Below are 24,637 nucleotides of genomic sequence, written 5' to 3' on the forward strand. Positions count from 1 at the left end.
GGGATTGAAACGCCTTTTCTACAAGAATCATTGTATCTGAATTAATAAAGCTCATCAATTACTTTGAGCCATATCGAATGCAGCCACAGTTCATTACACATAAACCTTTGATCCCCATCTGTTAAGAATTATCGAACTCATAATAATCCATACCAGATTTTACAGGAATCTGTTGCAAGTTTTATGCCAATAATGTTAAGACACTGGTTTATTAAAAAGGGTTGGAAGAGGGAAAAATTCTAAAAATTAACTTAGTGTAAAACCATATTGATATTCCAGATATGAATTGAACATTTTACAGAATAAGCTAAAAGAAAGTCTTGATTTTCACAATATTAAAAAATAATACATTATACGTAATAAAATTTTTTCGTATTGTTCGGAAAGTAATATTTTATACTAAATGATTCCAAAATTTTGTCAGTTTATAGTGTGAAAAGATATTTATTTAATCCCGTAATTTCCAGGCTACCACATTCCATTCGTCGACATGATCCAGGTGAACATGGATTGTTTCAAATCCGACACGTTCATGTGCGCGCTGCGATCTTTTATTCGAGGTTGAAATTTCTGTAACGCAAAGGTCATATTGCGGACTGTACAAGGTTTTATGTGTCTGATATAGTTTGTCAAACACACCCTGGCCGCGAAAAGGTTCACCAACGCATATTTGTCCCATCACGTAATATTTATATTGCCCGATCAGCTTGCCGTTCCACGGGATATTATCACAGATCTCAAACATGGGTTGAAGATCCGGGATCAGCTCGCCCATGGCAGGTAACATGGCCAGGGCAAAACCAACAACGTTCCCGTCCACAGTGGCAATGATCTGTGGCGTCGTATCACGCATCAATTCCAGTTGCTCCTTTGTGTGACAAACGGTCAGGAAACCTTGTTGCTCTTTGGTGTCCTGAGAAATATTGGTCTTAAGGTTAAGTTGTTGCAGAGCTAAAATCTGTTCAATATCCCGATCAGTTTTAGCATATGAAAATTCTATTTGAAAAGTGTTATTGTTATTCATGCCTGCTTTTTTAACTTCAATTTGTTCATTCCGACGGATCTAAATCCATCGCTTTCTTCTGAAAAACCATAAAACGACAAGCGAAGATAACACCATCAGGAGCAGTGATACCCAGAAACCCCAGGGCTCTTCCGTCGAAGGAATGTGGCTGTAATTCATCCCGAAAATACCTGCAATCAATGTCGGAGGCATAAAGATGATGGTTACAACCGTGAATATCTTGATCACCTGACTTTGTTCAAGGTTGATCAAACCCATAAAGGTATTCTGTAAATATTCCAGCCGCTCGAAGTTGAACGTGGTATATTCCAGCAGTGAGTTTATATCTTTTAAGATGATCCGTAAATGTTCTTTACGATCTTCCGGGAAATACTGGCTGCGTAAAATACCCGAAAGTACACGTTGCTTATCAATACTGGTTTCCCGAAGCATCATGGTGGTTTCCTGCAGGGCACTGATCCGGAGCAAGACTTCCTGCCGGGCTTTCTGCTCATGCGCCAGGTCTTTACTGATCACCGAAATGTCACGTGAAATAGCTTCCAGGGAGTCAGCGTCTGCCTCGATTCTTGTTTCAAGAAGCATTAGCATAAAATCGACCCCGGTTTGAAAAGTATCCGGACTTACCTTCATTTTCTTTACCGTGTCGGCGAAAGTTTTTGAGTCGCCGCGACGGTAAGTAAAAAGAATATTTTTGTGTAAAATAAATGAAACAGGATAGGTTTTATAACCATCCCGGTCAATACTTAAAAAGTTGGAGTTGGCGTTTATCGTTTCATTCTGCTCGAAAAAACGCGAACTGCTTTCAATTTCTACGATTTCCTGAGGCGTCTGAAAACTGATATCACATTTATTTTCAACCCATTCTTCTTCTTCTGCCGAAGGGGATTGCAGATCAACCCAGACCAGGTTTTCCACCTTGCCCAGCTCGCGGATATCATTCTCGCGCTTGATTGATCGTCCTTCTTTATAAAATATTCTAACCATTAGTCTAGTTCAAAATTGAAAGTTGAGCGTTGAGAGTGGCCGCACGGGTGAAAGTGATCATAAGTAAGCCAGGCTACTCTCAACTTTCCACTCTCCACTTTCAACTTTTCTCCAAGATAGTTGTAATTTTGTGGGATGCAAAATACGGCTTCTCCCGGAATATTTACACTGCAATTTTGGTTGCTGGGTATGAGTTCCTTCTTATTCTCTTCCAGTTTTAATATGCTTATCCCCGAGCTGCCCGGTTATTTGTCAGCAATGGGTGGTGCCGAATATAAAGGATTTATCATCGGACTCTTCACTTTAACGGCAGGCATATCCAGGCCTTTCAGCGGGCGTTTGACAGACCGTGTGGGGCGTGTCCCGGTAATGGCTTTCGGCTCTTTGGTATGTTTTCTGTGCGGATTTCTCTATCCGATCTTCACAACGGTAATGCCGTTTTTGTTATTAAGATTGGTCCATGGATTTTCAACAGGCTTTAAACCAACGGGAACAGCGGCCTATATCGCAGACATTATTCCGGCCAACCGCAGGGGCGAAGCTTTGGGGATTCATGGTATGTGCATGGGTGTTGGTTCTGCCTTTGGGCCTGCTATTGGCAGTATGATCAGCCAGGCATTTTCGATGAATGCGTTGTTTTATACTTCGTCATTTTTTGCGTTGCTGTCAATTGTCATCCTTTTCAATATGAAGGAAACGCTCGTGGAAAAAGAGAGGCTTTCAGCTAATGCGTTCAAAATTACGTGGCGGGATATTTTCGAGCCTGATGTTTTCAGTCCGGCTTTTGTTACATTTCTGGCTTATTTTAGTTTTGGTGCGATCGCGACCCTGACTCCCGATTTCAGCGGTTATCTTGGTATCTCAAACAGAGGGATGTATTTTATGGTGTTCACTTTGTTCTCCATACTGATCCGTTTTGTAGCAGGGAAAATCTCGGACAGAAAGGGGAGGATCCCGGTTACGATAGCGGGTTGCAGCATTCTAATTCTTTCGATGTTCATCACCGGTTATGCCGATTCCGTTACCTCTTTCCTTACCGGCGCGGCCTTTTTCGGGGTTTCGATGGGAATATTATCGCCAGTGCTTTCCGCATGGACTGTGGATTTAAGCAGTGATCATAATCGTGGAAGAGCCATTGCAACCATGTATATTTCTCTGGAAGCGGGAATAGGGTTGGGGGCATTTCTTTCTGCTGCACTTTTTGCCAATAAAAGAGAAAACCTTCCCGTCGTGTTTTTATATATGGCCGCGTTTGCCGCTGGCGCTTTAATTTATTCGATTCTTTTATACAGACATAAAAAAAGAGCCAGCCGTGTTATTTGAGGATACTTACCGTACCGTTGCAGAACCCGTTGAGGGGTTTTTTAAAGATAAAGGGAGTAAATTTATTTCTTTCGTCTTTCCCGTCTCGTCAGAAAATGAGGCTAAGGCACACTTGCTGGAATTGCGGGAAATACATCCCAGAGCCAATCATCATGTATATGCGTACCGGCTGGGTATGGATCGGATGCAATATCGGTTAAGTGATGATGGCGAACCATCAGGTTCTTCCGGCCGGCCGATTCTCAACACACTTTATTCCAAAGAGATCACCAATGTGCTGGTTATCGTTGTACGTTATTTTGGAGGAACATTGTTGGGAATTCCCGGCTTGATTAACGCGTACAGATCTGCAACCGAAGATGCGCTGGAAAATGCCGAGATTGTTGTGAAACACCTTTTCAGCTTGTATAAGCTCAGCTTTTCTTATGTTCAAATGAACGATGTCATGCGGATCGTGAAAGAATTGGAGTTGCCGGTCAGTGAACAGCTTTTCGAAATGGAGTGCTCTCTGATTGTGGAAGTAAGGACCACCTTACTCGAACGATTTATGACACGCGTTGAAAAAGTGGAGGAACTGAAAGTTGAACTGGTTTAACCGTTATCTTTCAGGAATTTGATGAAATCATCCTCATAATCTTTTACCGCTTTCAATAATTCATCCAGTTCTTTCTTCTCGGGAGTGCCTGCTTTTGCTCCATAAATTTCATCAATTCTTTCAGAAGCTTTTTCGTAGTCACTTTCGTTTTTTAATACCATGTCTGATTCTTTTCTAATATTTTACAAATATAATTTTATTGGTAACAAAGACAAAAAGCCGGCCCGAAGGCCGGCTCTTGGATTCAGTTTAGGTAATAAATCTTCAATTAGTATCCTGGATTCTGTGTTAATGTTGGCTTTCCATCCAACTGGCTGTTCAGGATTTCATCCTGAGGTAACGGAAAGTAAAGATTTTTGTCAGTAAATGTTTTTCCTGCCATATATCCTCTTTTGCTAAATGTCCGTCCTGATGGCTCTTTACCAGCTACTGCCTCTTCCGCTGCATATTTGTTTAACACTTTTACTGCAATTCCCCAGCGTACCAGGTCAAAGAAACGGTGACCTTCCATCGCAAACTCAAGGCGCTGTTCCATACGTGTTGCGTTTCGGGCAAAGTCTGCACCTTTACTTGCAAAGGTTCCTGCCGGATAAGGTTCCACCTTGTAGGTAATGGATGCATCTTGCACAGATCCTGTTTTTGCCCGATTACGGATCTGGTTTACATAACCTTCTGCAACAGCCAGATTTCCAAGCTCAATTTCACATTCTGCCAACCATAACAATACGTGAGAAAGTTTGATCATCCTGAAATTGTTGTTAACGTTCCGTTTGCTGGTCGAATGCGTTGTACTGTTTTCTTCACCAAGGTAGTACATCCACTTTTTGCCGGTGAATGGTCCTGCATAAGTTTGATCGCGAATCCAGGAAGAGCCTGGCATAGGTCCCCAATCCAGGAAATTTACACCACGACGGCCTACTGTCCAGTCAAGACGAGGATCGACAGGAATTGTTTTGTCCAGTGTAAATGGTGCAGATGCCGCTATTCCCTGATCGTTCGGTAGATCTACTTTATTATATGTATCAAGTGTACCATCGGCTGCATCGCCAATTAAGGGCAATCCACTTTCCGTCTTGAATGCGTTCACAAGGTTATGTGATGCCTGGTAAAACCCGCAGCAGCCACGTCCGGGGGCACCTGCTGAATAGGGCCAGTTTAGGTTATCTCCCGCATTACCATTGTTACCATTCGTTCCGTCATTTACCGAAAACTGCACTTCAAAAATAGATTCACTATTATTATTTCCGGTAGTTCGGTAATTGTCATGATAGTTAGCCACAAGTTTCTTTCCTGAATTAGTTAATACATCATCAAGTAATGCCTTTGCAGGTGCCCATTTTTTCTGAAACAAGTATGTTTTCGCAAGGAAAGATTTTGCAGCCCATTGTGTAGCTCTTCCTTTTTGAGACTGCGTCGCAGGCAAATTTTTAGCTGCAAAATCGAAGTCTTCTTCAATTTTAGACCAAATGTCCTGTGTATTAGGTATTTTAGTCGAATTTGCATCTGACGAAACATAGACTTTATCATCAATGTAAGGGATTTTGTTCCACATTTTCTTCGCTTCAAAATGAAAGAATCCTCTTAGAAAACGTGCTTCGGCAATTACCTGTAATTTTTCAGCATCAGTCATGTCCTTAACCAATTCTCCGTTCACGACCTGGATGACTTCATTACACCGGGCAACACCATCATATTGATGCCACCATTTTCCTAAAAAATACGTGTTGTCAGATAGCCAGTTGTATTGCTCGATAAACGACTGTTCAGGCTGGTCGCCTGCGTCGGTACCTTTTACGGCATCATCGCTGGCAATTCCACCAAAAACATAATTTGAAACAGTCGACTGGCGGCCCGTATTGCCTGATCCGACACCATCCACAAGCGAGTAGGCTCCGATTAACAATGCATTGACACCATTTTTATTACTCAACTGTTCAACCGAAGCGCGGCCTTGCGGTTTTAGATCAAAAAAGCTGTCTGAACAAGCGAAGCTGATCGCGGTCATGAAAATTATTAAAGCTATTTTTTTCATTTTAGTATATGAAATTTTTGTTAATACCAGAATATTAGAAACCGAAGCGCACACCTACGAGATATGATTTAGCCACAGGATAGGCGCCTTCGTCCACACCTAAATGCTTATCCTCATTATCATTACCCGATCTTCTGAGGTTAATATCAGGATCAAGTCCGGTGTACTTGGTAAACGTGAATAAATTTTGTCCTTGCAGATAAACCTGTGCAGATGCGATCTTTATCTTTTTCAGCAGTGCAGAAGGAAGTGTATAAGTCAACTGTACATTTTTGATGCGGAAATAAGATCCGTCTTCCAAAAAGTATGAAGAGACTTGCTGGCTTGTGGCATCTCCTGAATTTAACCTCGGTAATTTTGCATCATCGCCTGATTTTTTCCAGGAATTATAGAGCATGTCTTTTGATCTGTTCCCTTGGAAAACGTTGAAATCAGTCCAGTATCTTGTATAGTTAAAGATTTCGTTACCATATACTCCTTGCCCAAATACGGTAAGGTCAAATGCTTTATATCCAACATTCAGGTTAACACCGTAGTTGAAATCCGGGTGTGGACTGCCTATGATCGTTCGATCAGCAGCAGTAATGATACCATCGCCATTTACATCCCTGAATTTGAAAACGCCTTCACGTGTATACGAACCAAATTTCGGAGCAGCATCCGCTTCGGTCTGGTCTTTAATAACGCCATCAACAAAATAGCCATAATAGCTGGCAATTGGATAGCCAGCCCTTGTAGCTGACATCGCAGGAAGACGGGTTGCAAATCCAAAAATTGTTGAATTGGGATCATTGTTCAACTTAACAACATTGTTTTTATAATGTCCGAAATTAACCCCTAAGGCATAATAGAAGTCATTCTTTCTATCCCTGAAATTAAGACCAATGTCGAAACCTTTGTTTGTGACCTCTCCAATATTTGTATAAGGGATCGTTCCTGTACCGGCAGTACGAGGAATAGCGATCTGAGTCAACATATCTGTTGTTTTACGGCTGTATAAATCCACCACAACTTCAAGCTTACTGTTAAACAAAACGGCATCTATACCTATGTTTGTAGAAGTATTTGTTTCCCATTTACCATTGGCATTACCGAATTGTACAAGGTCAAATCCTCCAACAATGGACGAGCCTGTACCATTGATGTCATAACCATTGTTCTGAGGATCAGCGGCATAGAGTGTATAGGCATTGTAAACGTTGGGTATCAGCTGGTTGCCCGTTTTTCCCCATCCAAAACGTAGTTTCAAATCGTCCAGTACTTTTCGTGTTGGTTTCATGAAATTCAGCTCTGTCATACGCATTCCAACTGAAAATGCAGGAAAAATACCATAACGATATGCTTCAGAGAAGCGTGAAGACCCATCACGGCGCAGTGTGAAATCTGCCAGAAAGAGATCTTTATAGCCATAGTTAATTTTACCGAACTGAGAGAAGAGTGCACTTCTTGTTGCGCCGGCACCTGCGTTGGCTAATCCGGCTGCTGCACCTGCATCCAGATAACGGTAGTCTACATCATCAAACGCAAATCCACTTCTACTAGCCTGAAAACCTGCTGCGTACGTTTTAACTGCTTCTGTTCCTATCAGCACATTCACATTATGCGACCCAAATATTTTGGCATAATTCAATGTGTTAAACCAGGTAAATGAGCGATCGAGGTTATTGATAACATTCAAACTGTTCGCATTTCTTGCTTCGGCCGCCTCGATATCTCTGTGAAAATACTCAGAACGGTTCGACTGATTATATTCCAGACCAAAGCTGCTGCGGCCGGTTAACCCGGGTAAGATATCAATCTGTGCATAAGCGTTTCCAAATACGTGGGTTCCTTTTGTGATGTTATCTTTTTCACGGTACAAGCGCGCTAATGGATTAGGCGCATTTCCAAGGTTACTTCCCCGACTGCCGGCGAAACCGTTGTATGGGGATGTGTTAGTTCCTCCCAGTGCCTGGGGGCCATTTGTAATATCAAAGACCGGAATAATAGGATGAACACGGATGGCGAACATGATCGGGTTACTCTCATCATTATTCGTGATACCCTGGCGTTCATCGTAAGAAAAAGTAAGGTTTTCTCCCACAGTTACCTTTCCTTTTTTGAATTCCGTATTGGCCCTGATGGAATATCTTTTGTAATTCGTATACTTCAAAATACCATTCTGTTTAAAATAATTTGCAGAAATAGCATATTTCGCGGTATTTGAACCTCCGCTTGCTCCGAGTTGATAATTTGAAATGGGAGCCGGATCAAAAATAGCATCCTGCCAGTCGGTACCTTCCTTGTTGGCTTTGGTAATATTAAAAGCTGTTTTTCCCAGGTTCGGATCTGCAATGTCGTTGGTATAGGTGTAGTTAGCCGGAAGCGCTCCAAATACATTTGGGTAAATGTAGTCTGCGACGGTCTGGTTACCGTTTTCATCAAACTTGTATTGAACCGAAGGAGAAGTAACAGAAGGATTTTTACCTGCACCAAGATCGGATTGATACAGATATTCTCCCAGCTCTCTGGTGTTCAGCAAATCCAGCATTTTACCAGGGCGCTGTGTTCCGGTATAAAAGTCAAATGTGATGCTTGGAGCTCCGGGTTTACCTTTCTTGGTGGTAATGATCACCACACCATTGGCAGCACGGGCGCCGTAAATGGATGCAGCAGACGCATCTTTAAGTACCTGCATGGATTCAATATCATTCGGATTGAGCTGGTTGAGGGTCCCCTGAGTCGGAACTCCGTCAATGACATACAAAGGACTATTGTTATTGATTGATCCGAACCCCCTTATACGTACCATGGTTCCACCGCCCGGAGAATTATCATTTCCAACAGTAACACCTGCGGCGCGACCCTGAAGCATCTGTGTCACGCTGGCCGCTGGCAGTGCAGTAAGTTCTTTTGGGCTTATCACAGTGACCGCACCGGTAATGTCCTGTTTGCGCTGAGAGGCGTAACCGGTAACAACGACCTCAGTCAATGCTTTAACATCATCAACAAGAACAAGATTAACTACTGACTGGGCGCCAGGAACGACTATTTCCTGCTTGATAAATCCAATTGAAGAAAATACCAGGGTGACACTTTCTGCTTTTACATTGATGGAATACTTGCCGTCACTGTCTGTGACGGTCCCGGTTGTAGATCCTTTTAAGGTCACGCTGACACCGGGAATTGCGTTACCATCCGCCGAGGAAGTTACACCTCCTGTAATCGTTTTGTCTTGGGCTTTTGCTGTGCCACAAAATATTGCTGTAAGCAATAGCGCAGCAGCAAACATTACGAATCGTAAATTTTGCTTCATAGATATGAAAGGGATGAGATGTTAAAAAAATATTACTTAATGTCAATTTAGTATCAAAGCTAAACATTAGTCTGGATTTATTTTAATATTTCATTCTTTTAATAAGAAAAAATATAAATATACTAATGGTTGCAAAAGTGAATGAGCGGGTGCTATATTGATTTGGATATGTTTGTATCTGGTAGGAGGAATTTGCCTGGATCAGCAGACACTGAATACGCCATTTGAAGGAAAATCACAGAAAAAATTTGCAACTCAACACGTACTTTTGTGGTTATTCTAAATAGTGCCTTACACGGTTATAAATCAATAGGATCATTTTGGAACATTTGAATGGAATTGAAGTTGCTGAGCAGGACCTGATCGAAGTGCAGGGAGCCCGTGAGCATAATCTGAAAAATATTGATGTGAGTATCCCCCGCAACAAGCTGGTGGTGGTAACGGGTATAAGCGGCAGTGGAAAATCTTCTCTGGCTTTTGATACAATTTATGCAGAGGGACAACGACGTTATATGGAGAGTTTTTCTGCTTATGCGCGTGGTTTTATCGGTGAAATGGAAAGGCCCGATGTGGATAAGATCAGCGGGTTATCGCCCGTGATCAGCATTGAACAGAAAACGACTTCCCGTAATCCGCGGTCAACCGTTGGTACGGTCACCGAGATTTATGACTTTCTGAGGTTGTTATACGCAAGAGCGGGGGAGGCATATTCCTATGTGACGGGCAGAAGAATGGTGAAACAGTCGCAGGACCAGATTGTAAACCAGTTGATGACCCAGTTTCTAGGGCAGAAAACGATTCTGCTTGCACCTGCTGTAAAAGGCAGAAAGGGGCATTACCGTGAGCTTTTCGTACAGATTGCCCGTTTGGGTTATACCAAAGTGCGTGTGGATGGAGAGGTTCAGGACATCGTTCCTAAAATGCAGCTGGACCGCTATAAGGTACACGATATTGAAATTGTGATTGACCGGGTGGTCCCTAAAAAAGAATCCGACGATCCGCAGTCACGTTACCGTTTGAGCCAATCCGTTGCGACGGCCATCAAACAGGGGAAAGGTGCGCTGATGGTTTTGGATGAAAAAGGGGAGACCTACTATTTTTCACAAAACCTGATGGACCCGGAATCGGGGATCAGTTATGACGATCCTTCCCCAAACAACTTTTCGTTTAACTCACCCTACGGCTGGTGTCCTACTTGCCAGGGATTGGGTATGATCGATGAGATCACGGAGGATTCAATCATGCCGGATCGTTCTTTGTCGGTTAGTAAGGGCGGAATTGCGCCCATGGGCGAATACCGCGACTCGTGGATTTTCAAACAAATGGAGGTTTTGTTAAAACCTTTCAAGGTTAATCTTAATACCCCGCTGGACAAATTTCCGGAAGAGGCCATTAAAATTGTTTTGTTTGGAAGCGAAGAACCGGTGGCGGTGCCTTCGAAAAAATATCCGGGAACGGAATGGGATACGAAATTCGACGGGATTATCAATTTCTTAAAACGTCAGCAGGAATCAGGGAATGATAAAATTCAGGATTGGCTGAAAGATTTCATGACCACCAACGTTTGCCCGGAATGTAACGGCAAGCGTTTGAGGAAAGAATCGCTGCATTTTAAAGTCGACGGAAAAGATATTGCAGACCTTTCCAACCGCGATGTTCGGGAACTTGCCAACTGGCTGGTTGATCTGGAAGATCGCCTGGAAGAGAGACAGCGCGTTATCGGGCATGAGGTGTTAAAGGAAATCCGTAAAAGGGTTGGCTTTTTGCTGGATGTCGGGCTGGACTATCTGACGCTGAACCGTTCGTTGCGGACACTCTCGGGCGGAGAGGCCCAGCGTATCAGGCTTGCTACCCAAATAGGAACACAGCTTACCGGCGTATTGTATATTATGGATGAGCCAAGTATCGGGCTTCATCAGCGGGATAACGTCAGACTGATCAATTCTCTGAAAAGCCTGCGTGACCTTGGTAATACAGTTCTGGTAGTTGAGCATGACAAGGATATGATGCTTGCTTCGGATTATATCGTAGATATCGGCCCGGGTGCTGGTCGCCATGGCGGACATGTTGTTGGGGCAGGAACGCCGGAACAGTTTCTGGCCAATGGTTCTTCCACAGCGGATTTCCTCAGCGGGCGTCAGAAAATAGAAATTCCAAAGGTGCGGAGAAAAGGAAACGGCAACTATCTTTCGCTGAAAGGATGTACCGGTCATAACCTTAAAAACGTTACAATGGCATTTCCTTTGGGGACGATGATCTCGGTTACGGGGGTGAGTGGCAGCGGAAAATCGTCGTTGATTCACGAAACGCTTTTCCCGTTGTTAAACCATCATTTTTATAAATCCAGAAGAGAGCCGCTTGCTTATAAATCCATTGAGGGTTTAGAACATATTGATAAGGTGATCGAGGTGGATCAATCACCGATCGGACGTACACCACGTTCAAATCCGGCAACTTATACGAATCTCTTTACCGATATCCGCACACTTTTTGCTGAATTGCCAGAGGCGAAAATTCGTGGATACAAGCCGGGGCGTTTTTCGTTTAATGTAAAAGGTGGAAGATGCGAGGATTGTGAGGGAGCGGGGATGAAAAGAATTGAAATGGATTTCCTGCCAGACGTACACGTGAACTGTGAAACCTGCAAAGGAAAAAGGTTTAACCGCGAGACGCTGGAAGTACGCTTCAAAGGCAAATCCGTGGCGGATATTCTGGATATGACGGTTGAAACGGCACTGGAATTTTTTGAAAACCAGCCCCGTATTTTGAGAAAGGTGCAAACGCTTTTTGATGTAGGTCTGGGTTATATTACCCTTGGACAGCATGCGACGACACTTTCGGGTGGAGAGGCACAGCGGGTGAAATTATCGGAAGAATTGTCAAAACGTGATACGGGTAAAACCTTGTATATTCTGGATGAGCCGACAACCGGATTGCATTTTCAGGATATAAAACACCTGCTGGTCGTGTTGGACAAGCTGGTTGAAAAAGGTAACACCGTCCTGATCATTGAGCACAACCTGGATGTGGTGAAAGTGTCAGACCATGTAATTGATCTTGGGCCGGAAGGCGGCGCACTGGGTGGAAAGATTATCGCGGAAGGAACGCCTGAAAAAGTTTCGAAAGTAAAAGGCAGTTATACCGGATTTTTCCTGAAAGAGGAGTTGAAGGGGTAGGGAGTCTTGGCGTGTTAAAGAAGTCAAGTTTTCAAAACTTGACTTCTTTAAATTATTCACTTAGAGTCAAGTTTCATTACTTGACTCTTCTTTTTTTTACGTACCTATTTTATATATTTGCACGTACTTAATTCGGCTGACATGGATACGAAACTTACATTAAAACTCGATAAAGATATTATTGAACGAGCAAAAGAATATGCTTCTGCTCATAAACGAAGTTTGTCAGGTATTATAGAGTCTTATTTGCAATCTCTCACCGGTCTTGATGAATCTAAGGATATGGACGATATTGAGATAACGCCATTTATAAAAAGTATATCTTCAGGATCGAAACTTCCGGATGGTTTCGATTATAAAAAAGAATATCGTGATCATTTAGAAGAAAAATATAGGTGAGAACCAGAATATTTCTTGATACAAATGCTATGATGGATTTGCTATCCGAAAGACCGCCTTTTTATAATTTCATAGCAAAAATCGCCTCCCTGGCGGATAAGGGAAAACTTGAATTGATCGTTTCAGCACTATCATATACTACGGTCAATTACTTATTGACAAAAATAGATCCGCCGGAAACAATTAAAGATAAACTTAGAAAGTTTCGGATTATTTCAGAAGTGGCCAGTCTTGACGAGGAAATAATTGAGAAGGCACTCAATTCGAATTTCTCCGATTTTGAAGACGCGGTGCAATATTTTAGCGCGTTAAAATCAAACTGCAAAATTATTATAACAAGAAACGCCAAAGACTTTAAAGAATCAAGCTTGCCAATAATGACAGCGGAAGAATTTTTGATAATGAGGACGAAGTGAATGCTTTAAATTTCGGCAAAAGATAATTTCTTCACATCCATTTACTCAAAAACTGACTAAAATTCTCCTTATACTGGTCACTCACCGGAATGGTTACCGCGCCAATTTGAATCGTATTTCTGGTCACTGCGCCAATCTTATCCAGATTAACAATAAAAGAACGGTGCACACGCATGAACTTGGCGGAAGGCAGTTTCTCTTCCAAAGCTTTCAGGCTGGTCAGTGAAAGAACGGGTTTGGTATCCGATTTTAAAATAACCTTTACATAATCTTTCAGCCCCTCCACATAAAGAATATCGTCGTATGCGATACGAACAAGCTGATATTCTACTTTCAGGAATAAGTAATCTTCCTTTTGTTCCGGAGCGGCGGGGCCACTTGCAGCCCGTTGCACAAGTTCCACATATGCTTTTCCCTTGGACGCCGCTCTCAGGAACTCTTCATAATTGAACGGTTTCAGTAAATAATCCAGCGCGTCAACACGAAACCCGTCGAGAGCAAACTGGTTAAAAGCCGTTGTGAAAATAATTCTCGGACCTTGATTGCCCGATTTTTCAATAATCCTGGCAAGCTCAATCCCGGTCAGATCAGGCATTTGAATATCCAGAAAGATCAAATCGACTGATTGCTGATGAATCCCTTCCAAAGCTTCAACGGCGCTGGAATAACGTCCAGCCAGATTTAAAAAAGGCGTTTTATCAATAAAAGCACAAACAAGCCCGAGTGCCAGAGGCTCGTCGTCTACGGCTATGCATTGTAATACATTCATGCGAGTTGCAATTCCAGGTGTACTTCAAATTCTTTTTCGTCCGTATTTTCGCTGACATCCAGCTGATATTTTCCCGGATACAGCAAATCCAGTCTCCTTTGGGTATTGGTCAGCCCAATACCATTGCTTTCGTCGAGCACTGTCCTTTTTTCAGTGAACAGCGTATTTTTTACCTCAATATAAACTTTCGGACCTTTCTGCCAGATTCTGATGTCGATATGGCTTGGTTGTACCGCACTTACACCATGTTTGAACGCATTTTCGATAAAAGGTAAAAACAGCATCGGGGCAATGGAAACATCATGTAATGGCAAAGGAGGTTGCAGATTGACGGTTACTTTATCTGTTAACCGGAGTTGCATCAGTTGAATGTAATCCTGCGCAAAGGCAATTTCCTGGCTCAGTAAAACGGTGCCATGCTGTGTTTCATACAACACATAACGCATCATCCTGGAAAGCTTGTGCAGTGCTTCACGCGCAGCTTCCACATCGATGATGGTTAATGCATAAATATTGTTGAGCGTATTGAAAAAGAAGTGTGGATTAATCTGTGCTTTCAAAAACGAGAGCTCCGAATTGATCTTTTCCTGTTCAAGATTTTGCCGGTATTGTTTGTCGCGCTGGGCGTTTTGAACGGCTGCGACGCTGGTGCTTATCCCAATAATAATAAGCGCAGTAAGTAACGCGAAATAATCTAAACGATCCTGATGTTTTTTATCCCCATTGGCTTCCCGCGCCATTTTGAAGGCCTTGTCCATCTGCTCACCATGGTTAATGGCAATTTTCACCTGCTCCATCAGAACGGCCAATGCCACAACCGACACAATATTGAAGATGATAAAACGCCAGTATTTGTTCCTGGCCAGGTAACGTGGGAACCAGAAATAAAAATTGAGATAAAAAACGGTGATAAGCATCGAGAACAACACGGCCTGCTTGATCCAGAAAGTGATCGGAAACTGGATTTGCCAGCTCAGAGGCTGCCACATCAGAAATAATGCCAGAAAGCTCCAGCCTAAAAGATGCAGGAAAAAGGGAGGATACTTTCGAACTGTCTGGTTGTTCATGAAAAATTTTATTTCAATGCCATTAAACCTTTTAATCACAATACAATCATACAGGGAAAAATCTTAACAGCCTAGCCGATTCGATCAAAGTAAGCTAATAATCGACAGATCGGCGTTGAGGCTCTATGAGCGTATTCGGCGAAAATAGGAAATATTTTGCAGGAACAATTCTTGTATTCATATTGAAAAGCAGGCATTTGCCAAATTTTAGCCCGCTGATTTCATCAATTCTTTTTGCCTTCTCATCGTTCAGAAATGCCCATTGATCGGTAGAACCTACCTTTCCATCTATTGCCTTTTTTTAACCGTAGAATTGATACTTATTTTGAACTTGATTTATACATAATTATTGCCCGATTCACCATGAACATGATAAAACGATTTACATTATTAGGACTTATCCTTGGATTGACAACCACGGCGTTCGCACAGTTTGGCGGCGGTGGCGGAGGAGGCGGTGGCCGCATGGGTGGCGGAGGTGGAGATTTTCAGCGCGGAGGAGACAGACAAAGACAGGCTGTCATTCCGGGAACTGTGGATGATGCACCAAAAGGTAACGGAAGAATAAAAGGTATTCTGGTTGATTCAGTTTCTAACAAACCTGTGGAGTTTGCTGCCCTGGCTTTGGTTGACGATAAAACAAATACGCCGGTGGATGGAACAACCACGGATGAAAAAGGTGCTTTTAATATGACCAAGGTGGCTTCGGGAAATTTCAAGATTTTGATCTCTTTTATCGGATATAAAACGAAAACGTTAAAAGGTATTAAAATTGATAAGAAAACCGAGCTAGATCTGGGTTCTGTCGTTTTGTCTCCTGATGTAGTTCAGTTGAATGAAGTTCAGGTGGTGGGGATGGCACAGCTGATTGAAGAAAAAGTTGACCGTCTGGTTTTTAACGCTGAAAAAGATATCACCAGTAAAGGTGGTGACGCCAGTGATGTGATGCGGAAAGTGCCAATGCTTTCGGTTGACCTTGATGGAAACGTGTCCTTAAGAGGAAACTCCAATGTACGGGTTTTGATCAATAACAAACCGTCGACGATGGTGGCAACCAGCGTTGCGGATGCGTTGAAGCAAATCCCGGCCGATATGATCAAGTCGGTTGAGGTGATCACTTCGCCTTCTGCCAAATATGATGCGGAAGGTTCTGGCGGTATCATCAATATTATTACTAAAAAGAGTACCATTCAGGGTGGAACTTTAAACCTCGATACGGGTGTAGGAAACAGAGGATCAAACCTGGGTCTGAGAGGAAACTACCGTACGGGTAAACTTGGGTTTAGTCTGGGTGGTTTTGGAAGATTCAACTATCACCAGCCGGGTCGCACGGATAACCTGCAAACGGGTAAGGTGGAGGATTTCTCTGTAAAACAAACAACGACTTCAAAAAATAAAGGTGCCTTCGGATCGTATAACTTTGGTACGGATTATGAAATTGATAAGAACACGTCAATTTCTGCGGGTATCCGTTATGGGTTGAGAAACCAAAAAACACCTCAGTCTATTTTAACAGAAAATACAAAAGCCGGCGTAACGACAACTTCGTACCGTGATGTGGATGTGAAGGACTTATCCGGAACCTGGGATGTTAACGTGGATTATATCAAAACATTAAACAAACCACAGCAGGAGTTAAGTATTCTTGGTCAATACAGCCGGAATAACCGTACCAACGATTTTGACGCTGACTTGTACAATTACAAAAGCGGCGTCTCGGAGTTGCTCGGTCAATCGGGTAATAACAATAAGAGCTCCAATCAGGAAACTACATTACAGATTGACTACCAGACCCCGATTAAAAATAATCAGTTACTGGAAATGGGGGGTAAGGGGATATTCCGCCAGGTGCTTAGCCGTTATGACTATTACAACACGGTCAGCACGCCGGATCCATCAAGCAGTCTTGACTATGATCAGAATGTTGCAGCGGGATATCTTTCTTACACCGTTACTACAAAAAATAAATTCACTTTGAAGGCGGGTGCGCGTTATGAATATACGGGTATCAATGCAAAACAGGGTGAGGTTGAGCTTAATCTGCCTGCCTATGGTAATCTGGTTCCAAGTTTGAACCTGTCTAAAACTTTTGGCAAAGGTCAAACGATCAAGCTGGGTTATAACCGTCGTCTGCAACGCCCGGGTATCCAGTTCCTGAATCCGAACGTGAATACATCAAACCCTCAGAATATTACGAAAGGAAATCCTAATCTGGATCCTGAACTTACAGACCAGGTTGAATTGGGAACAAGTTTCTTCAAGAATAGTTTATACATCAACGTGGCTACGTTCGCTCGTTTTACAAACAATTCGATCGAAAGTATTCGTACAACAAGTGCGGAAGGCGTAATCACGACGACTTACGGTAACATCGGAGCAAAACAGAATTATGGTGCCAACATTTTTGGAAACCTTACTTTGTTCAAAATCTGGTCTGTTGGCGGAGGTATTGATGCCTATTATGTAAATCTGAAAAACAATAGCCCTGTACTGGCACTTCAATCCCACAATGATGGTGTTGTAATCAGCGGTCGTTTCCGTACTGGTCTTACGCTGAAAGGTGGCTGGGGAATCCAGGGTGGTGGATTTGCACGTGGTAAAGAAATTCAGCTGCAAGGTTCACAAGGCGGATTCAGAATGTATGACCTTGGTGTTAAAAAAGATTTCAAGAATAAGAGAGGAAGCATAGGTCTGGCGATGGAGAACTTCTTCACCGATGCGCTTAAAATGAAAACCAACCTTTCTTCATCAACGTTTGATCAGGTAAGTACAACCTATCGTTACAACCGTGGTTTCCGTATCAACTTCTCGTACCGTCTTGGTAAAATGACCTTTGTTGAACAGAAAACCCGCAGAAGAAAATCAGTAAGTAACGATGATCAGAAAAGTGATGGAGGCGGAAATGATGGCGGCGGACAAATGCAGCAGGCGGCTCCGGCCGTTACACCAACCGTGACACCGCAAGGCGGAGCGGGCACTGGCCGTCCGGCTGGCGCAGGTAACAGGCCACAGGGAGAAGGTGGATTTACGCCTCCTCAGAAAAGCGCAACCGACAGTACTTCCCGCAGACAGCCTGGCATGAATATGCCGCAGAGACCTGATAGCACACAAAGAGTGCCTGCGGACAGCACGGGAAGAAAGCCGGAAACGGCTGTGCCTGCTGTTCTTCCGGACAGCACTAAAAAAATACCGGCAGTTATCCCTCAAACTCCTGCCGATAGTACTTCAAAGAAACCCTGATACTATTCCTCCGATTAAAAATCAGAATCGGTTATTTATGAAAAAATCCCCATATGCCTGGCATGTGGGGATTTTCTTTTATCAGGTAAAACTTATACCGCTGCGTTCTGAGCGCGAATATCTTTGAGAATTCTGTCAGCTCCGGCTGATAACAGTTCATTGGCCAGAGAAGTACCAAGTTCGTCAGGGAATGCTATGGAACCACTTTCCGAATGGCGGATGATTTCTTTCCCATCCAGACTGATGATACCGCCTGAGATATTTATTTCGTCGTGGTTTAATATGGCCAGTGCAAATACCGGAATGCTGCATCCGCCCTGAAGACGTTTCAGGAAAGCGCGTTCTGCACGCAGACAAGTTTCCGTTGGCTCGTGGTTAAGCAATTTTTTAAGGATCGCTTTCTTTTCATCCGAAAGTGAAACTACATTTTCAATCGCAACACTGCCCTGACCGACTGCCGGTGTAAATTCGTCCAGCAATAAGTGTTCGGCGATTTTGTCGTCATATTCCATACGGTGCACGCCTGCATAAGCCAGAAGCAACGCGTCACACTGGCCTTCTTCCAGTTTGCGCAAACGGGTTTGCAAATTACCACGCATATCCACCGTTTTGATATGGGGATAATAATGTTTCAGCACGGCGATCCGGCGCGTTGATGAGGTGCCCACCACGAACACTTCCCCGCTGTTTAACGAGAGATTAGTGTTGTGGCTAACCAGTACGTCGTTTGCATGCTCACGTTCGGTAAAAGCGATGATTTCAAAATCATCGTCCAGATGTGATTGCAGGTCTTTGGCGCTGTGTACCGCGATATCGATATCGCCGCTTCTCAGCTGATCCTCCAATTCCTGGGTAAATACACCTTTACTGCCGATTTTGGATAACGACCGGTCCAGGATTTTATCCCCCTTGGTTTCTATGATAACGATTTCTGTGGTAACGCCTCCTTTTTTAAGAAGTTCTTCAACATAATATGCCTGCCATAAAGCAAGTTTACTACCGCGTGTTCCTATTTTAATATGCATGTTTTTATCTTTCAGCTAATGGTTAAAGGCCATTAGCACTTATTACTTAATTCTTTGCTTTGAGGTATGTGGAGTACAAATTTAAGAATTTGTTTCTAAGCTTAAACCCCAACCGTATCCCCTTCATCCGTAACGATTTTCTCCTCAATATAAGCAACAATCAAAGAAGCAATATCGATCCCGCTGATTTCTTCTATTCCTTTTAAGCCTGGGGAAGAATTCACTTCCATAACCAAAGGGCCTCTTTCGGATTGTAAGAGATCAACGCCGGCAATTCTCACACCCAGTGCTTTCGCCGCAGCAATGGCCGTATGTTCTTCTTCCGGAGTCAGTTCAACCAGAGATCCCTCGCCGCCGCGATGCAGGTTGGAACGGAAGTCTCCTTCATGCCCCTGGCGCTTCATAGCGGCCACTACTTTGTTGCCGATAACAAATGCGCGGATATCAGCTCCTTTGGATTCGGCAATGAATTCCTGAATAAGGAAATTGGCTCGCAAGCCGTAAAATGCTTCAATCGTGGATTTCGCGGCTTTTGTTGTTTCAGCCAAAACAACGCCAACCCCCTGTGTGCCTTCCAGCAATTTGATGATCACCGGCGGACCGCCAACCATATGGATAAGCTCATTAACCTGCGCAGGATTTTTTGCAAAAACAGTTTTAGGGATATCCACGCCGGACTTCGCCAGAACCTGCATGCTGCGCAGTTTGTCCCGTGAACGTAATATGGCCTGCGACTTCACAGTCGTGAAAATTTTCATTAGTTCGAACTGCCTTACTACCGCACAGCCGAAAGCGTTGACGGACGTACCGATTCTCGGGATCACGGCATCAATACCCTTTATAGGCTTCCCTTTATAAATGACAGTTGGTTTTCCTCCTTCAATCATGACAAAGCACTTGACGTGGTCAATAACCACAGCCTGGTGACCTTTCTGTTTGATTGCCTCCACCAGACGCCTCGTTGAGTAAAGGTCAGGATTGGTGGATAATATGGCGATTTTCATATAAATCTAGTGGATTAAAAGAGTAGGGCTGGCCTCCGGATCATGGCTCTTATGTCTGGCTTTTTCAGCATTATGCTTGGCGGAAAGGTCTTTTTGTGACACATCGATCAGGAAACGGCCTTTTAATAACTTACGTCCCAGGAGAATCGGGTAACTCATTTTTTTACGGTTAGCCAGCGAAAACTCGGTACGTATCTTTCTGCCGAAAATGATAATCTGTGTTTTTATAACGTATCTTTTTTCTTCTTTACCGGAAGAATTCCTGACAACGGTTTCCTTGAATTCACTGACGGAAAATGATTGCTGCGGCGCCCCTTTTTTAGCATCCAGATAAAAACATAACCTGGTTTCATCGCCATCTTTAATGAGCCGGACACGTGCGCAATGTATGGAAGATGTGGTAGCACCCGAGTCGACACGCACAGGGACGTTGTACCAGGCAAGTTCCGGTAAATCCACGATGTCGGTCGCCCCGATGAGCTCAATCTTTTTTTTCATCTACGTTGAAAAAATGGTGCAATAGTTAAGGAAAGGTCAAGAAACACCATTTTTGCTCTTACGTTTCTTTCGATATGGTAATAAGCAACGTTTACTTCCTGAACCATATTTTCCAAAGCGTCGAAATTAACTGCTTTGGAAAAATTTTGTACGAATGTAAGTTCTTCCTGCGGAACCCGCAACAGCTCCGCCGCGCCCTGACTCCAAACCAGCATATCGCGGAAAAGTCTCAGCGCATATTCAAAAAGACCTTTTTGTTTTTCCTTGTTCATCCCATCAAACGCGTCCGCCAGTTTAACCAGACTAGCCACATCGTATTTGTAACAATACCGCATCCACTCGGCAAACCAGGCGGAGCGGTCATCCGACGTTTCATGCACCAGCCTGAGTGCTTCTGACAGGTTTCCGTCACAAAGATAGGCAACCTGATTCGCAATGCTCTCGCTTACAGATTGTTGTTTTAAAAATGCACGCACGTCTTCGTCAGAAAAAGCAGGTACGGCCACGCGTTGTGTGCGGGAAATGATGGTAGTCAGCAGGCGGTCGGATTGATCGCTTACCAGTAAAAAAAGTGTTTTATAAGGCGGCTCTTCCAGTATTTTTAACAGCGCATTGGCGGAAGAGGCATTCATGATTTCGGGTTTCCATATTAACAGAATTTTATATTCACCCTCATAAGATTTAACAGAAAGTTTTCTTAGGATACCCCGAGCTTCCTCCACGGATATGTTCCCTTGCTTGTTTTCTGCGTTAATAAAGTCCAGCCATTCGGGGAGAACCCGGTAGGGCGTGTCCAGTAAAAAGGTACGCCAAAGTGGCAAAAAAGCTTCGCTGGTATTGCCGCTTATCTTTTTGGAAGTCGCGATAGGAAAAATCGAATGAAAATCCGGGTGGATTAATTTATTCATTTTCGCGCAGGAGGCGCACACACCACAGGCATCTTCTTCGCTTCGGTTTTCACAGTTGATATAGGTGGAAAATGCCAGCGCCAAAGCCAGACCTCCGCCTCCGCTGGCACCGTCGAAAAGCAGTGCATGCGCCAGATGGCTCGTTTGCACGGATCGTCTCAGTGTTGATTTTATATGTTCCAGTCCCGGAATATCTCTGAAAAGCACGGTGGTTTGGGTTAATCTGAATTCTTAATTTATGATAATTTCCGCTGGTCTTGAGTTTGTTCAAATACCTCGCGAAGTATTTTTTTGTCGGTTTCATCAAAGGTCACACCACGGCGGCTTACCGTATCCTGTGCTACTGCCATGGCTTTTTCAAACCGGTACTCTGTAAATCCTTCGGCATTGCCGCCCCATGAGTAGGAGGGGATATGTTTGGATTGAAAACCCGCGCCAAAAACATTGACATTAACACCGACTACCGTCCCGGTATTGAACATGGTGGAAATTCCTGCTTTGGAATAATCGCCCATAAACAATCCGCAGAAAAGTAAACCCGTACTTTCCAGCTGCTCTGTCACATAACTGTGCAGTTTCACCGGCGTATGGTCATTTTTAAGATTTGAGTTGTTGGTATTAGCGCCAAGGTTACACCATTCACCCAACACGGAATTGCCCAGATAACCATCGTGTCCCTTATTACTATATCCGAACAAGATACTGTTGCTTACTTCTCCGCCTAATTTGCAAAAAGGCCCAACCGTGGTATTGGGGCGGATTTTTGTGCCCTGCGCCAAAACAGAATTGTCGCCAATCGCAAACGGTCCCTGAACCATGGAGCCTTCCTGTATCAAAGCATTACGGCCGATATAAATTGGGCCGTTCTCAGCATTTAAAACCGATGCTTTGATGACTGCACCTTCTTCAATAAAAATATTTTCAGGGTTATAACAGTGTGTAAGCGGATCTGTGAGTTTTTGGGATCGCCGTGAGCCTTTGATTCTCTCAAAATCCAGTTTGATCTGCGCGCCGTTGTTGGTGAAAATATCCCAGATGTTCCGGATCACAACAACTGGTTCGGCATGGATTATGTTTTTGTAATGGGTGGAAGCCTGTGCAGGTGTCCAGTCGTGAGTGGAAGTCCTGACAGCCAGTATTTCGTTTCCAGTTGAAATAAGAACTGATTCAGTGGCCAGGTTTTCGATAGCCTTCACCAGCAAAACATCAGGGCAAACTGCGCCGTTGATATAAATCTGATCTTCTGAATGTATCGAAGGAAATCGCGGGCTCAGATATGCCTCCGTTTGATAAGAAACCGGAGATGCCAGCCAATCATTCCATTTCTCAGCGATGGTCCGGATTCCGCAGCGGATTCCGGCAATGGGACGTGTGTATGTAAAAGGTAATAATTGTAATCGAAGTTCTTGATCGTCGAATAGGATGATACTACGCATATCGTGTTTAAGTATGTATCGTCAAAGTTCGGCCATTTTTTTGGTTCGGACAAAAAAAGAAAGCAGTCTCGTGATCGCTTTCGCTTTGAGACTGCTTTCCTTACGACGGTTAACCTAAAAATAAGATTAAGCTTCTTTCGTTCCGTAACGTTTTCTAAATTTATCAACACGTCCAGCCGTATCTACAAGTACATTTTTACCTGTGTAGAATGGGTGTGATTTAGAAGAAACCTCGACTTTGTATACAGGATAAACTGTTCCATCTTCCCAGGTAATGTTTTCGCTGGTTTCGATTGTCGAGCGTGTAATAAATTTAAAATCGCTGGATAAATCCCAGAATACTACTTCTCTGTAATTGGGATGAATATCATTTTTCATTTGTATATGCAATTATGTGTTTCGATACAATTCTCAAAAAGGATTGCAAAAGTAATTATTATAAACTGACGGAGCAAATAATCTTATACAATATTTTAAGAAATTGATTGTCAATGTGTTTTAGATACCACAACATTGGACGAATTGGCAAAAAACAGCGACCCGTCTCCGGATCTTTTTTCAATCCGTCAAATTCGCCGGAAACAATAAGTTATCGCGTACTTTCAACGGTATAAATGAAGCTGTCAGCCTTGTAATAACCCACATTGTATTCGATCGGTCTTTCGCCCTGATCAAAAACGAATCTTTTTCTTAGTAAAACCGGGCTTCCGTCCGGTATTTTGAGCTTTGACGCAATGAAAGAATCCGCTGCTTTAGCGCTGATTTCCTCTTTGGATAACGTTGCAATCACAGAATAATCATTTTCCAGCAACTCGTACAATGGACGCTTAAAATCTTCATCACCTGTTAAACCAACTCTTGGGTGGAAATAAGAAGCAAAATAGACAAAGGGTTCGTCAGGTTTTCCTCTCACCCTTTCCATTTTTAACACTTTCCGGTCTGTTTTTATTTCGAAAAAGTTGGCAAGATATTCATCCGGGAAAACCCAGGTTACGTGCAGTTCGAAGTTTTTGATCGGTATCCCTCTCAGTTTCATTTCCTGAGAAAAACTAAGCCAGTTGTTGGATTTTGAGCTTACTGCTGCATTGGAAACCTTTGTACCGGTTCGCTTTTTGCGCACCAGCAGGCCTTCAAATACCAGTTTATTTATAGCCTGTCTTAACGTTGTCCGGGATATGGCCAGCTGTTTCGCAAGGTCAACTTCATTGGGTAATACCATGCCGTTTTGGAATTGCTCCTCGGCAATTAATTGTCTCAGGAGTGTTTCGGCCTGGGCATGCAACGGTATCGGACTTTTGTGGTCAATAGAGTACTTCATCTAACTTTGAGAGCGGTTATTGGTACAATAGTAAGAAATTTTCCCGTTTGACTTGTCGATACATATGGTTTTAGATCAGCAATAAATACAAAACTTTATGTTTTTTGAATAAATAATCAAATTAAATA

At 43.2% G+C, this 24,637-nt stretch carries 20 protein-coding genes; 6 read left to right on the forward strand and 14 right to left on the reverse strand.

The features are described from left to right. Positions 1–448: 448 nt before the first annotated feature. Both M1L62_RS12415 and corA read right to left on the reverse strand, forming a co-directional pair. Positions 449–1,024, reverse strand: coding sequence for a GNAT family N-acetyltransferase (locus tag M1L62_RS12415; protein WP_254413358.1), 576 nt, complete (start codon positions 1,022–1,024; stop codon positions 449–451). A 39-nt stretch (positions 1,025–1,063) separates the two neighbouring features. Continuing rightward, complete coding sequence (gene corA / locus M1L62_RS12420; RefSeq protein WP_254413359.1) at positions 1,064–2,008, reverse strand: magnesium/cobalt transporter CorA; 945 nt, start codon at positions 2,006–2,008, stop codon at positions 1,064–1,066. Between the two features lie 189 nt (positions 2,009–2,197). Here corA and M1L62_RS12425 point away from each other — a divergent pair, with 189 nt between their 5' ends. Together M1L62_RS12425 and M1L62_RS12430 are read left to right on the forward strand one after the other, a co-directional pair. Next, positions 2,198–3,331: an MFS transporter gene (locus M1L62_RS12425; protein WP_254413360.1), complete on the forward strand. Its 1,134-nt coding sequence runs from the start codon at positions 2,198–2,200 to the stop codon at positions 3,329–3,331. After that, positions 3,321–3,926, forward strand: a complete 606-nt coding sequence (locus M1L62_RS12430; protein ID WP_254413361.1) for an IMPACT family protein — start codon at positions 3,321–3,323, stop codon at positions 3,924–3,926. The genes M1L62_RS12425 and M1L62_RS12430 overlap by 11 nt, the downstream gene beginning before the upstream one ends. Here the strand turns inward: M1L62_RS12430 and M1L62_RS12435 are convergent. The 3 genes from M1L62_RS12435 to M1L62_RS12445 all read right to left on the reverse strand — a co-directional run bounded on the left by M1L62_RS12435 (position 3,923) and on the right by M1L62_RS12445 (position 9,253). Continuing rightward, the gene (locus tag M1L62_RS12435; RefSeq protein WP_254413362.1) at positions 3,923–4,087 is read right to left on the reverse strand and encodes a hypothetical protein; all 165 of its coding nucleotides are present in this window, start codon (positions 4,085–4,087) and stop codon (positions 3,923–3,925) included. The two genes, M1L62_RS12430 and M1L62_RS12435, sit on opposite strands and share 4 nt — an antisense overlap. A gap of 107 nt (positions 4,088–4,194) precedes the next feature. Next, the gene (locus M1L62_RS12440; RefSeq protein ID WP_254413363.1) at positions 4,195–5,958 is read right to left on the reverse strand and encodes a RagB/SusD family nutrient uptake outer membrane protein; all 1,764 of its coding nucleotides are present in this window, start codon (positions 5,956–5,958) and stop codon (positions 4,195–4,197) included. Positions 5,959–5,992: 34 nt separating this feature from the next. Then, positions 5,993–9,253: a SusC/RagA family TonB-linked outer membrane protein gene (locus tag M1L62_RS12445; protein ID WP_254413364.1), complete on the reverse strand. Its 3,261-nt coding sequence runs from the start codon at positions 9,251–9,253 to the stop codon at positions 5,993–5,995. A 320-nt stretch (positions 9,254–9,573) separates the two neighbouring features. On the opposite strand from M1L62_RS12445, the gene uvrA reads away from it, so the two are divergent. From uvrA to M1L62_RS12460, 3 genes are all read left to right on the forward strand, one after another. Further along, a complete protein-coding gene (uvrA, locus tag M1L62_RS12450; RefSeq protein WP_254413365.1) occupies positions 9,574–12,429 on the forward strand; it encodes an excinuclease ABC subunit UvrA in 2,856 nt (951 codons plus the stop codon). Positions 12,430–12,570: 141 nt separating this feature from the next. Beyond that, positions 12,571–12,828, forward strand: a complete 258-nt coding sequence (locus M1L62_RS12455) for a DUF6364 family protein (RefSeq protein WP_254413366.1) — start codon at positions 12,571–12,573, stop codon at positions 12,826–12,828. Beyond that, positions 12,825–13,244, forward strand: a complete 420-nt coding sequence (locus tag M1L62_RS12460; RefSeq protein ID WP_310589970.1) for a type II toxin-antitoxin system VapC family toxin — start codon at positions 12,825–12,827, stop codon at positions 13,242–13,244. Before M1L62_RS12455 ends, M1L62_RS12460 begins: the two co-directional genes overlap by 4 nt. 31 nt (positions 13,245–13,275) lie before the next feature. Here the strand turns inward: M1L62_RS12460 and M1L62_RS12465 are convergent, their stop codons facing one another. Beyond that, positions 13,276–14,013: a LytR/AlgR family response regulator transcription factor gene (locus tag M1L62_RS12465; RefSeq protein WP_254413367.1), complete on the reverse strand. Its 738-nt coding sequence runs from the start codon at positions 14,011–14,013 to the stop codon at positions 13,276–13,278. Beyond that, a complete protein-coding gene (locus tag M1L62_RS12470) occupies positions 14,010–15,080 on the reverse strand; it encodes a sensor histidine kinase (protein WP_254413368.1) in 1,071 nt (356 codons plus the stop codon). Before M1L62_RS12470 ends, M1L62_RS12465 begins: the two co-directional genes overlap by 4 nt. Before the next feature lie 363 nt (positions 15,081–15,443). On the opposite strand from M1L62_RS12470, the gene M1L62_RS12475 reads away from it, so the two are divergent. Then, positions 15,444–18,320, forward strand: coding sequence for a TonB-dependent receptor (locus M1L62_RS12475; RefSeq protein WP_254413369.1), 2,877 nt, complete (start codon positions 15,444–15,446; stop codon positions 18,318–18,320). A 92-nt stretch (positions 18,321–18,412) separates the two neighbouring features. Here M1L62_RS12475 and hemC read toward each other — a convergent pair whose 3' ends face one another. From hemC to M1L62_RS12510, 7 genes are all read right to left on the reverse strand, one after another. Continuing rightward, positions 18,413–19,345, reverse strand: a complete 933-nt coding sequence (gene hemC, locus M1L62_RS12480; RefSeq protein ID WP_254413370.1) for a hydroxymethylbilane synthase — start codon at positions 19,343–19,345, stop codon at positions 18,413–18,415. A 101-nt stretch (positions 19,346–19,446) separates the two neighbouring features. Next, positions 19,447–20,349, reverse strand: a complete 903-nt coding sequence (gene rimK / locus M1L62_RS12485) for a 30S ribosomal protein S6--L-glutamate ligase (RefSeq protein WP_254413371.1) — start codon at positions 20,347–20,349, stop codon at positions 19,447–19,449. Between the two features lie 6 nt (positions 20,350–20,355). After that, a complete protein-coding gene (locus M1L62_RS12490; RefSeq protein ID WP_254413372.1) occupies positions 20,356–20,847 on the reverse strand; it encodes an ATP-dependent zinc protease family protein in 492 nt (163 codons plus the stop codon). Then, positions 20,844–21,962 (reverse strand): DNA polymerase III subunit, encoded by a 1,119-nt coding sequence (locus tag M1L62_RS12495; protein ID WP_254413373.1) that lies wholly within the window; start codon positions 21,960–21,962, stop codon positions 20,844–20,846. Before M1L62_RS12495 ends, M1L62_RS12490 begins: the two co-directional genes overlap by 4 nt. Before the next feature lie 29 nt (positions 21,963–21,991). Continuing rightward, positions 21,992–23,191 carry a putative sugar nucleotidyl transferase gene (locus tag M1L62_RS12500; RefSeq protein ID WP_254413374.1) on the reverse strand — a complete coding sequence of 400 codons (1,200 nt, stop codon included), beginning with the start codon at positions 23,189–23,191 and terminating at the stop codon, positions 21,992–21,994. A gap of 126 nt (positions 23,192–23,317) precedes the next feature. Further along, complete coding sequence (locus tag M1L62_RS12505) at positions 23,318–23,569, reverse strand: type B 50S ribosomal protein L31 (RefSeq protein WP_254413375.1); 252 nt, start codon at positions 23,567–23,569, stop codon at positions 23,318–23,320. A 211-nt stretch (positions 23,570–23,780) separates the two neighbouring features. Then, positions 23,781–24,509, reverse strand: a complete 729-nt coding sequence (locus M1L62_RS12510) for a GntR family transcriptional regulator (protein WP_254413376.1) — start codon at positions 24,507–24,509, stop codon at positions 23,781–23,783. Between the last annotated feature and the right edge of the window lie 128 nt (positions 24,510–24,637).

Origin of the sequence: Dyadobacter diqingensis (genome assembly GCF_024220585.1) — a bacterium.
Taxonomy (GTDB): Bacteria; Bacteroidota; Bacteroidia; order Cytophagales; family Spirosomataceae; genus Dyadobacter; species Dyadobacter diqingensis.

What these genes read in the sequence shown, in the direction of transcription:
- M1L62_RS12415 (WP_254413358.1), bottom strand. Translation starts at nt 1,024, where the DNA reads ATGAATAACAATAACACTTTTCAAATAGAATTTTCATATGCTAAAACT.
- corA (WP_254413359.1), bottom strand. Translation starts at nt 2,008, where the DNA reads ATGGTTAGAATATTTTATAAAGAAGGACGATCAATCAAGCGCGAGAAT.
- M1L62_RS12425 (WP_254413360.1), top strand. Translation starts at nt 2,198, where the DNA reads ATGAGTTCCTTCTTATTCTCTTCCAGTTTTAATATGCTTATCCCCGAG.
- M1L62_RS12435 (WP_254413362.1), bottom strand. Translation starts at nt 4,087, where the DNA reads ATGGTATTAAAAAACGAAAGTGACTACGAAAAAGCTTCTGAAAGAATT.
- M1L62_RS12440 (WP_254413363.1), bottom strand. Translation starts at nt 5,958, where the DNA reads ATGAAAAAAATAGCTTTAATAATTTTCATGACCGCGATCAGCTTCGCT.
- M1L62_RS12445 (WP_254413364.1), bottom strand. Translation starts at nt 9,253, where the DNA reads ATGAAGCAAAATTTACGATTCGTAATGTTTGCTGCTGCGCTATTGCTT.
- M1L62_RS12455 (WP_254413366.1), top strand. Translation starts at nt 12,571, where the DNA reads ATGGATACGAAACTTACATTAAAACTCGATAAAGATATTATTGAACGA.
- M1L62_RS12465 (WP_254413367.1), bottom strand. Translation starts at nt 14,013, where the DNA reads ATGAATGTATTACAATGCATAGCCGTAGACGACGAGCCTCTGGCACTC.
- M1L62_RS12470 (WP_254413368.1), bottom strand. Translation starts at nt 15,080, where the DNA reads ATGAACAACCAGACAGTTCGAAAGTATCCTCCCTTTTTCCTGCATCTT.
- M1L62_RS12475 (WP_254413369.1), top strand. Translation starts at nt 15,444, where the DNA reads ATGAACATGATAAAACGATTTACATTATTAGGACTTATCCTTGGATTG.
- hemC (WP_254413370.1), bottom strand. Translation starts at nt 19,345, where the DNA reads ATGCATATTAAAATAGGAACACGCGGTAGTAAACTTGCTTTATGGCAG.
- rimK (WP_254413371.1), bottom strand. Translation starts at nt 20,349, where the DNA reads ATGAAAATCGCCATATTATCCACCAATCCTGACCTTTACTCAACGAGG.
- M1L62_RS12490 (WP_254413372.1), bottom strand. Translation starts at nt 20,847, where the DNA reads ATGAAAAAAAAGATTGAGCTCATCGGGGCGACCGACATCGTGGATTTA.
- M1L62_RS12500 (WP_254413374.1), bottom strand. Translation starts at nt 23,191, where the DNA reads ATGCGTAGTATCATCCTATTCGACGATCAAGAACTTCGATTACAATTA.
- M1L62_RS12505 (WP_254413375.1), bottom strand. Translation starts at nt 23,569, where the DNA reads ATGAAAAATGATATTCATCCCAATTACAGAGAAGTAGTATTCTGGGAT.
- M1L62_RS12510 (WP_254413376.1), bottom strand. Translation starts at nt 24,509, where the DNA reads ATGAAGTACTCTATTGACCACAAAAGTCCGATACCGTTGCATGCCCAG.